The organism is Candidatus Cloacimonadota bacterium, from assembly GCA_012522635.1.
Classification (GTDB): domain Bacteria; phylum Cloacimonadota; class Cloacimonadia; order Cloacimonadales; family Cloacimonadaceae; genus Syntrophosphaera.
In genome coordinates, this window is record JAAYKA010000133.1 from 1 (window position 1) to 9,285 (window position 9,285).

Sequence of the window (9,285 nt, forward strand, 5' to 3'; positions counted from 1 at the left end):
GTGCATGTGGAAATGAAACACGGTTTGCCCTGCCGCTTTGCCACAATTCATCAAAAGCTTGAATCCATCGGGCTGGTATTTCTCTGTCAGCATTTGCTTTAGCATCAGGCTGAGTTCATGCAGCGCGATGGCTTCCTCGGGCAAAAGTTCAAAAAAATCCGCCACGTGACGTTTTGACACGATGAGGCTGTGTCCTTTGGAAACAGGGCGAATATCCGCTATGGCTTGAAAATGTTCGTTTTCCACCAAAATGTTTTCTTTTTTAATCTGGCAAAAGGGGCAGTTCATGTTTTTTATAACCTCCATCTGATTGTTAGGCAGACAATTCCAACTGTTGAAATCATTGTGAAAACCTCGCATTGCTGTCAATGGTAAAATCCACCTTGACAGCATTGGCGCACCAATTTTTTCTGAAATTATTGGCATTTTCATCTGTGGGCTCATGAATCGTGAGAAAAATAATCCAAATGGGAGGATTGATGAAATATCTCGATCTGGCCATGAACGCGGCTGCAAGTCTCGGCGCGGAATATGCCGACATCCGCGTTCAAAAGACCACCGATGAGGTGATCTTTCTGCAAAACCTCAGCCTGAAAAACACTTCCAACAGTGTTTTATACGGCTATGGTGTTCGTTTTTTCAAAAATGGCGCCTGGGGTTTTGCCCATTCCAACGTATTTTCGGATGAGGCCGTGCTGGCAACGGTGAAACGTGCCGCCGGCATTGCCGAACTTTCCGCCACGGTGAACCGGGACAAAAAGCTGAGGCTGGCCCCGGAGCGGAGCTACATCGCCAAATATGAAACCCCCGTACTTAAAGACCCCGCTTGCATTCCGCTGAAGGAAAAGATTGACCTGATGCTGGAGGCGAACCGCACCATGCTGTCTTTTGAAGGAATTCGCCGCGCCATGTTTTATCTGGTGATGCACCGGGATGAAAAACTGTTTGGCAGCACACTGGGCAGCAGGCTGGAACTGAACACGCAGTGGATTACACCGATGATGACTGCCACCGCGGTTCACGACGGCGACAGCCAAAGCCGCAGTTTTAACGATGGTGGTCGTGCCACCGGTTGGGAGTGGATTGAAAGCCTGGACCTGATTGAAAAGGCAAAACAGGTGGCAGAGGAAGCCCTGATCAAGGTCAAAGCCGAACCCTTGGGTCCGGAACAGCGACGCACGCTGATTTTGGATCCCATCCACCTCGGACTCACCATGCACGAAAGTGTGGGACATCCCACCGAACTGGACCGCGTTTTGGGCTGGGAAGCCGACTATGCCGGCATTTCCTTCGCCACCCCGGAAAAGCTGAAGAACTACCGCTATGGCAGCGAGATTGTCAACTTCATGGGAGACAACACCCTCTGCGAAGGGCTTGCCACAGCAGGCTTTGACGATGACGGCGTGCCCGGACAAAAATGGTTCATCATCAAAGACGGCATCCTCAACGAATATGGCAGCACTCGCGACACCGCCATGGAAATCGGGCTGGAAAGCTCCCGCGGCTGCAACCGCGCCACCTACTATTATGACCAGCCCATCAACCGCATTCCAAACCTATATCTTTTGCCTGGAAAAGAGGAACTGAGCCCCTCCGAATTGATTGCGGACACCGAAGATGGAGTTTACATCCAAGGTCAGGGCAGCTTTTCCATCGACCAACACCGCGTGAATTTCCAATTCGGCGGCGATTTCTTCTGGGAAATAAAGAACGGAAAACTGCATCGCCCGCTGAAAAAAGTGCTCTACAAATCCAACAATCCGGAATTCTGGAATAGCTGCGACGCCATTTGTGACCAGCGTTTCTGGCGTCCTTTCGGCGTGATAAATTGTGGCAAGGGACAGCCCAGCCAACCCGCGCGCATGACGCATGGTGCCAGCACAGCCAGATTCCGCAATATCCGTGTGGGAGGTTCACAATGAACCCACTCTTCGAAAAAATCGCCCAATTCGTTAAAAACAATTGTCAGGCAGACGATTATACCCTGAACATAGACCTTGGCGACAGCCATGAAACCCGTTTTGCCCAAAACGCCATTACCCAGCATATCGCTGGCCCCAGCCTGAATATCAGCCTCGAAGTTGCTTTTGGCCAGCAAACCGGATCCTGCAGAGTGAACCAAGGTGACGAGGAAACCCTGAAACACCTCATTCGCACAGCCGAGGGAATCGCGCGTTACAATCGCCCCGACCCGGAATATATGCCCAGCATGGGACTTCAGAAACTGCCCAAAGTGAATAACTGCGATCCCGAAACCCGGGACCTCGCTCCCGAGAAGATGGTTGAAATCGTGGGAAAATCCATCGACCAAGCCAAAACCTGGGGCGCCATGGTTTCCGGCATGACCGAAAAACACCTTTGGGAAATGGGATTGTTTACAAAAAACGGATTCGCCGGCTACGATACAAACACCACCTTCGGTCATTCCATGACCCTGAAAAAAGATGCCGTGGAAACGAAGGTTTCCTACAGCGCGAAAGATTTTGGTGGATTTTCACTGGAACAGGAACTTCAGCGCTTGGGCAGCCAGGCTGACAGTTTGGCGGATCTGCACGATTTTGACCCTGAGAAAATTCCAGTGATTCTGCGTCCCAGCGCCTGGGAAGAACTGCTTTGGTTCATGGCTTGGATGATGAACCGGCGCCAAAGCGATGAAGGCTTCACACCCTACACCGGCAAGCTTGGCGAAGCCTTTTTCGGACCCAAATTCAGCCTGCGTTCCACCCTGAAGGAACCCCGGCTTTCAGCTTCGCCCTGGGACCTGGAAGGCATTGCCTGCAAAGAAATCAGCTGGGTGGAAAACGGCGTGTTGAAAAACCTGCCCACAAACAGGCACTGGGCCAAGGAAAAAAATACCGAGCCCATCAGCATCTACAATTTCTACATCCCCGGCGAAGGAACCAGCGAGGAAGAAATGATGGCAATGGTGCCGCGGGGCTTGATCATCAACCGATTCTGGTATATCCGCACCGTGGATGCCAAGGCTGGCGAATTCACCGGCATGACCCGCGACGGCGTGCTCTACTTTGAGGACGGAAAAATCAAGCATGCAGTCAACAACCTGCGCTTCAACGAGATCCCACACGATGCCACCAGAAGGATCCTGGCTCTGGGAAAACCACAGTTGACTTCCAGTATCGGTATGATGCCGACCCTCTTGATCGACGGATTCAATTTTGTTGACAAAACCGGTTTCTGATTAAAACTTTGAAAAAATATATTGACAGGATAAAGCCGTGATATAATCGGCTTCAATTAAGTGGGATAAACATTCCTTGAGCTTGTTCCTTTTAGTTCTGGGATAGCCTCATACCCGAATGTCAGACGTCCCGAACAAGAAAGGAGAAAGTCATGCCGGACAAAACATTGGTATGCAAAGACTGCTCCCAGGAATTCGTGTTCACCGAAGGCGAACAGGAATTTTACCAGGAGAAAGGTTTTACCAACGAACCCCAGCGCTGCCCCGAATGCCGTAAAGCAAAAAAGCAGCAATTTAACCGTAACAGATTTCAGCGCGGCTCAAACTAAAGCCAAAAGCTGATGGATCAATGCGCCGCCGTCCCAGATTGGACGGCGGTTTTCTTTTTGCCAAAAATAATCAGGGAATGGTGACGGAGCTGCTCTGCCCCGCTTCGATGATGATTTCCTCTGCCAACAGCACCCTGTTTTGAGAGCGGATTTCCAAAATGTGGCTGCCGGCTTTGAGACGCACTCTTTGTGTGTCGTCAGCGGGATCCACACCCACAAGGTTTCCATCCACCCGGGCTTCGCGGTTCAGCATGCTGCCGGAAAGGAGGAGGTAGCCATATTCACCCGAGTTTCCAGAGCCCATGCCGGCACAGGCGAAGAGGCCCAGTAAAATCAAAATGGCAAACGCGATTCGAACTTTCATTTTCTTTCTCCAAAACGATATTTCAGCTTGATTTCAAATCAAAATACAAGCATAGTATCCGATGCAGGATTGTCAAGCTCAAAGTTCCAGAACGAATCCCATCGCCGACTGTAAACACAAAAAAAGTCCGGTGTTAAAACCGGACTGTATTGTATCAGAAGCCTGACGGGGTCAAACTTCCATTATCTCTTTCTCTTTGCTTTTTTCAGCTTCGTCGATTTTTTTAACCCACTCGTCGGTGATATCTTGAATCTCTTTGAGCAGCTTTTTCTCTTCGTCTTCGCTGATTTCGGAATCTTTTTCCATTTTTTTGGCCTGTTCATTCGCTTCGCGACGGATGTTGCGGACGGCAACACGGGCTTCCTCGCCATATTTTTTCAGGCTTTTCACAATCTCACGGCGTTTTTCCTCCGTAAGTGGTTGAAAAGGAAGACGGATCACGTTACCATCATTTTCCGGGGTGATGCCCAGATTGGCTGCCAGAATGGCTTTTTCGATATCCGCGAGGGTGGTTTTATCCCAAGGCTGCACAACGATGGTGCGCGGCTCCGGAATGGAGATATTGCAAAGCTGCTTCACCGGGGTTGGCGTGCCATAATAGTTGATGCGCACGTCATCCAAGATGGAGGCGCTGGCTCTGCCGGTACGGACCCTGGAAAACTGGTGCAGCAGGGCCTCGAAGGATTTTTCCATTTTCTCTTTTGATGTTTCTTTTAGCTGTTCCATTTTTTAAACTCCTTTAAACGTCTGCTTTTCAGGGGTGGATGAGGGTGCCGCTCTCGGCATTTGTGATGGCCTGCTCCAGGCCTCCAGGTTTGGAAATGTTGAAGATTTTGATGGGCATGCCGTTATCACGGGCCAGCGAAAAGGCTGTCATGTCCATAACTCCCAGCTTTTGCTCCAGACATTGGTCAAAAGTTGCGTCGCGAATGAGCTTGGCATCTGGATTCTTGGCGGGATCGGCATCGTAAAGCCCATCCACCTTGGTTCCCTTCAGAACCAAATCCAACTTCAGCTCCACCGCGCGCAACACTGCCGCCGTGTCGGTTGTGAAAAACGGATGCGATGTTCCGCCTCCCAAGAGACAGATTTTTCCATCTTCCAAGGCTTGGAAAGCCGCGCGCACGGTGTAGCGATCCGCCACAGCGTCCATGCTGAAGCTTGAAAAAACCTGCGCTGGCTGACCTTTGCTCTGCAGTATTTGAGCCAAATACAGCGAGTTTTGGATGGTGGCAAGCATTCCAATTTGATCCAGCACAACCCGGTCCAAGCTTTGGTTTTTCCAGCTTCCGCCGCGGAAGATATTGCCGCCGCCGACCACGATTGCCAAGCCAACACCCAGTTTTTTGGCAGCGATGATCTCATCCGTGAGGACATCAATCACATTGTCGTCATAGCCAAAACCCTGGGATCCGGCCAGGATTTCTCCACTGAGTTTGAGCAAAAAACGCCGGGACATGATTCTATTTATTCTCCGCCCAACACGAAACGTACAAAGCGGGAAATCTGAATGTTTTCACCGGTGCGGGCGATGGCGTCTGTGAGCATATCTTTCACCGTGCGACCGCTTTCGCTAACCAGTTCCTGTTCCATAAGCGAGTGTTCCGAACAGTATTTTTTAACGCTGCCTTCCACAATCTTTTCAATGATTTCCGGCTTTTTGCCTTCGTTCACAGCTTTGTTGTGGGCGATTTCGCGTTCTTTTTCCAAAATGGCGGGATCAATCTGATCGGCTGTGACAGCCAGAGGATTTGTGGCTGCAATCTGCAGCGCAATCTCTTCGGCCAGGGCTCTGAATTCTTCAGTGCGTGCCACAAAATCGCTCTCGCAGTTCAGCTCCAACATCACGCCCAAGCGGCCGTTGAAGTGGATGTAGGAAAAAATGATTCCTTCCTTGGTTTCACGCAGAGCCTTGCCTTCGGCTTTGGTAATCCCGCGTTCGCGCAGGTATTTGATTGCGGCTTCGATGTCGCCATTTGTCTCAAGCAGGGCTTTGCGGCATTCCATCATGCCCACGCTGGTCCTGTCTCGCAGTTCCTTCACCATTGCGGCTGTTACTTCTATCATTTTAAAAACTCCTAAATTTATTGATTGTATGGCGGGGAGACACAAGCCTCCCCGCTATAGATAATGAATCAGTTTTCTTCAGTGGGGGCTGCTTCCGCGGGCGCGGCTGCAAGTTCCACCTCTTCCGGCATTTCTTCCTCTCCTTCTTTTTGAGGAGTGGTGTCAGCGCCTTCAGTGGCAATGTTTTTGCCTTCGACCACGGCGTTTGCCATCAGGTCTGAAATCAACTGGATGGCACGGGTGGCGTCATCATTTGAGGGGATTACATAATCCACGAGGTCGGGGTCGCAGTTTGTATCCACCATGGCGATGATGGGCACGCCCAAAATGCGGGCTTCGCGCACGGCAATGTCTTCATAGCCGGTATCCACGATGAAGATGGCTCCCGGTTGGGCATCCATTTCGCGGATTCCGCCCAGGGAAAACTCAATCTTGTCGTGCATGCGCTGCATCTTTTGCTGTTCCAGCTTGGTGTAATTGTTGATGGTGCCATCAGCCACGATGTCTTCATAATACTTCATCTTTTCAACGCTTTTACGGATGGTGCTCATGTTTGTGAGCATGCCACCATACCAGCGCTGGTTAACATAGAAAACACCGGCTTTTTCGGCTGCTTCCTTGATGGCTGCCTGCGCCTGTTTTTTGGTTCCCACAAAGAGGATGTATTCCTGCCGATTGGCAACTTCCTTCAAAAAATGGTAGGCTTCGTTGATGGCATCGACTGTTTGTTTGAGGTCGATGATGTGGATGCCGTTGCGTTTGATGAAGATATATTTCTTCATCTTGGGGTTCCACTTGAAGGTCTGATGGCCAAAGTGGACTCCCGCTTCCAGTAGTTGTTTCATGGTAACTACGGACATTTATTCTCCTTGTCTTACGGTTGCTTTTCCGCGCTGGGATCTAAGCAATTCAGAGGATCGGGCTCCCCACCGCCTTGCAACTCCCGGCGCGATTTTTTTGGTTTGGTGTTTAATGCTGTCCATGTGGTTCCAAAGGGGAGGAAAATCCTCCCCAAAACCCGGATCAACGTTTGGAGAACTGGAATTTCTTTCTGGCTTTCGGTCTTCCACTCTTTTTGCGTTCCACCATGCGGGGGTCGCGAGTGAGAAAGCCGCGGGCTTTGAGGCTGCTGCGATATTTTTCGTCGTATTCCACCAGAGCACGGGCAATTCCGTGACGGATGGCACCAGCCTGACCACTGAGGCCACCGCCGGTGACGTTCACATAAACGTCGAAGCTGTCGCTCACGCCAAGTTCCTGAAGAGGCTGTTCCACAACCATTTCCAAGGTTTCACGCTGGAGATATTTCTTCATCTGAACCTTGTTTATGATGCGTTTGCCAGTTCCGGGAGCGATGCGCACGCGGGCCACGGCGTTTTTCCTTCTGCCAACTGCGTTGTAAGTTTGCATAGGTTATTTCTCCTTAAGATTAAGTTCCACCGGTTGTTGAGCAGCATGAGGATGCTCGCTGCCGGCATAGACTTTGAGTTTCTTGAACATGGCGTCTCCCAACACGGTTTTGGGCATCATGCCGCGCACGGCGTGTTCAATGATGCGGGTGGGATGCTGTTCAAGCATCTTTGCGAAAGGGATCTCCTTGAGGCCGCCGGGGTAACCGCTATAGCGTTGATAGCTCTTTTGCAGGCTTTTGAGCCCGGTGACGCGCACTTTTTCGGCATTGATCACGATCACGTAATCGCCAGTGTCGATGTTGCGCACGTAATAAGGCTTGTTTTTGCCGCTAAGGATGCTCGCTATCCTGGTGGACAGGCGTCCCAAAGGCAGATCCGTGGCATCGACAACATACCAGGCACGCTGGATGTCATCGGGCTTCGGAGTGAGAGTATTCATCGATTCTCCTTTATAGATTTTTGTTCAGAAAGCCACAATTTCGGACATGGCGACAATGTCAAGGAATTTAGTGCAAAGTATGAACCATAAACAGCTAAGCCCTCATCTTTTTTTGTCAAACCCTCTGCCCTGGCTCCAGATTATCTCAGGATTTTCCCATTAACATCATATACCGAGATCGGGAACTTCGGCAGGCATTTTTTGATAACTAACCTGTTGCGGGCAAGGGACCTTCCGCTTCCTTCTTTTTCCAAACTTCAGAACCACTTGGCTCGCCCTCGTCAAAAGTCCGTCCACGGTCGGGGGGTCGGGGAATATCGACCATGTGGAAATCTTTCACGACGCAAGAGCGAAGCGGCTTTCTGACAATAAGTTATCCCTCACAAACGGAAATTGCGGAGGGTTTTGGGTGGGAATTCAGTTTCTTAAAACTCCCAAACTCCCTGCCGGTATTCATGTTTTTCCATGGGCATTGCCTGAGCCGAAATCCCCCACCCTTCCAATTTTTTTCTGAGGGTTTCCAAAATGGGATATTCAGTGTAAAAATGCCCGGCATCGATTATGGGAACGCGGGATTCCAGCAGGGCATGATAACCGATGTCGCCGGTGATGAGCAGGTCCACCCTGCCTTCGGCATTCTTGATGACAGAGCTGCCAGCACCACCGCAAACGGCGATTTTGGAAACAGGGTTTGAAGCTTTCAGACCCGCCGTCCACAATTTGGGGCGCGGGTTCCCAAGGCATTGCGAGACATGCTCCAACATCTCATTGAGAGGTTTGGGATTTTCCAGTTCGCAAATCAAACCCAGGCCATTGGCGGGATTGGGGTTCGCAACTGGAAATGTATATAAAAGTGGAACTTCATAGGGATGCGCTTTGCGGATGGCGGAAATCACATCGCGCAAGACGTTTTCGGAAACCATAAATTCCAGCTCTTCCTCGGAAACGGTGGTCAGCGCGTGATTTGGAGCAGATGGGATGAAAGGTTTTGCGCCTTCCTCCGCGGCAAAGGTTCCGGTGATGCGGTGTCGCGTGGAACAACCACTGTAATTGCCAATCCTGCCGCCTCCAGCTTTGAAAACTGCTTCCACCACAGGATCTGTGTGTCCGATTGGCACTGTGACGGAAAGATGATGCCATTTTCCGCCTTGTTCGGAAGTGAGATGTCCCGTAATCCGCAATCCCAGTTTAGCTGCCAGAGCGTGGTTCACTCCCTCAGGCGCCACATCCAGGTTCGTGTGCATGCTAATCACGGCGATGCGGTTTTCCAGCAGCTTCAGCAAAAGCGGATCGTTTATTCGTTTGAGGGGTCGAAAAATGAGAGGATGGTGGGACAAGATGAGATCCGCGCCCTCTTCAAGCGCCATGTCTGCCGCATTATGAGTCACATCCAGGGCAAGCAATACTTTTTTGAATTCCCGGTTGGGATCGCCTAAAAGCAGACCCACATTATCCCAATCCAATGCCAGCGTCGA

At 50.7% G+C, this 9,285-nt stretch carries 12 protein-coding genes; 3 read left to right on the forward strand and 9 right to left on the reverse strand.

Annotation, left to right across the window (positions count from 1 at the left end):
- Window positions 1–288 (reverse strand): HIT family protein (locus GX135_07035; GenBank protein ID NLN85837.1); only part of this gene is annotated, 288 nt, incomplete at its 3' end.
- Window positions 289–479: 191 nt separating this feature from the next.
- Here GX135_07035 and GX135_07040 point away from each other — a divergent pair.
- From GX135_07040 to GX135_07050, 3 genes are all read left to right on the forward strand, one after another.
- A complete protein-coding gene (locus tag GX135_07040) occupies window positions 480–1,922 on the forward strand; it encodes a TldD/PmbA family protein (GenBank protein ID NLN85838.1) in 1,443 nt (480 codons plus the stop codon).
- Complete coding sequence (locus tag GX135_07045; GenBank protein ID NLN85839.1) at window positions 1,919–3,199, forward strand: hypothetical protein; 1,281 nt, start codon at window positions 1,919–1,921, stop codon at window positions 3,197–3,199. Before GX135_07040 ends, GX135_07045 begins: the two co-directional genes overlap by 4 nt.
- A 152-nt stretch (window positions 3,200–3,351) precedes the next feature.
- Window positions 3,352–3,528, forward strand: a complete 177-nt coding sequence (locus tag GX135_07050; protein NLN85840.1) for a cytochrome C551 — start codon at window positions 3,352–3,354, stop codon at window positions 3,526–3,528.
- Window positions 3,529–3,598: 70 nt separating this feature from the next.
- On the opposite strand, the gene GX135_07055 is transcribed toward GX135_07050, so the two are convergent.
- The 8 genes from GX135_07055 to GX135_07090 form a co-directional block, all read right to left on the reverse strand.
- Window positions 3,599–3,892, reverse strand: a complete 294-nt coding sequence (locus tag GX135_07055; protein NLN85841.1) for a hypothetical protein — start codon at window positions 3,890–3,892, stop codon at window positions 3,599–3,601.
- Between the two features lie 171 nt (window positions 3,893–4,063).
- Complete coding sequence (gene frr, locus GX135_07060; protein NLN85842.1) at window positions 4,064–4,618, reverse strand: ribosome recycling factor; 555 nt, start codon at window positions 4,616–4,618, stop codon at window positions 4,064–4,066.
- Between the two features lie 28 nt (window positions 4,619–4,646).
- On the reverse strand, window positions 4,647–5,351 hold the full coding sequence (locus GX135_07065; GenBank protein ID NLN85843.1) for a UMP kinase: 705 nt from the start codon (window positions 5,349–5,351) through the stop codon (window positions 4,647–4,649).
- A gap of 8 nt (window positions 5,352–5,359) precedes the next feature.
- Entirely contained in the window at window positions 5,360–5,956 is a 597-nt protein-coding gene (gene tsf, locus GX135_07070; GenBank protein ID NLN85844.1) for a translation elongation factor Ts, read from the reverse strand.
- Between the two features lie 71 nt (window positions 5,957–6,027).
- On the reverse strand, window positions 6,028–6,819 hold the full coding sequence (rpsB, locus tag GX135_07075; protein ID NLN85845.1) for a 30S ribosomal protein S2: 792 nt from the start codon (window positions 6,817–6,819) through the stop codon (window positions 6,028–6,030).
- 163 nt (window positions 6,820–6,982) lie between these two features.
- Complete coding sequence (rpsI, locus tag GX135_07080; GenBank protein NLN85846.1) at window positions 6,983–7,369, reverse strand: 30S ribosomal protein S9; 387 nt, start codon at window positions 7,367–7,369, stop codon at window positions 6,983–6,985.
- Between the two features lie 3 nt (window positions 7,370–7,372).
- Window positions 7,373–7,810, reverse strand: coding sequence for a 50S ribosomal protein L13 (rplM, locus tag GX135_07085; GenBank protein NLN85847.1), 438 nt, complete (start codon window positions 7,808–7,810; stop codon window positions 7,373–7,375).
- A 425-nt stretch (window positions 7,811–8,235) separates the two neighbouring features.
- Window positions 8,236–9,285, reverse strand: a 1,050-nt coding sequence (locus GX135_07090) for a Nif3-like dinuclear metal center hexameric protein (protein ID NLN85848.1), incomplete at its 5' end; no start/stop codon positions are given.

Coding starts and splice junctions, on each gene's coding strand:
- GX135_07040 (NLN85838.1), top strand. CDS start 480: ATGAAATATCTCGATCTGGCCATGAACGCGGCTGCAAGTCTCGGCGCG.
- frr (NLN85842.1), bottom strand. CDS start 4,618: ATGGAACAGCTAAAAGAAACATCAAAAGAGAAAATGGAAAAATCCTTC.
- GX135_07065 (NLN85843.1), bottom strand. CDS start 5,351: ATGTCCCGGCGTTTTTTGCTCAAACTCAGTGGAGAAATCCTGGCCGGA.
- GX135_07050 (NLN85840.1), top strand. CDS start 3,352: ATGCCGGACAAAACATTGGTATGCAAAGACTGCTCCCAGGAATTCGTG.
- rpsI (NLN85846.1), bottom strand. CDS start 7,369: ATGCAAACTTACAACGCAGTTGGCAGAAGGAAAAACGCCGTGGCCCGC.
- rplM (NLN85847.1), bottom strand. CDS start 7,810: ATGAATACTCTCACTCCGAAGCCCGATGACATCCAGCGTGCCTGGTAT.
- rpsB (NLN85845.1), bottom strand. CDS start 6,819: ATGTCCGTAGTTACCATGAAACAACTACTGGAAGCGGGAGTCCACTTT.
- GX135_07055 (NLN85841.1), bottom strand. CDS start 3,892: ATGAAAGTTCGAATCGCGTTTGCCATTTTGATTTTACTGGGCCTCTTC.
- GX135_07045 (NLN85839.1), top strand. CDS start 1,919: ATGAACCCACTCTTCGAAAAAATCGCCCAATTCGTTAAAAACAATTGT.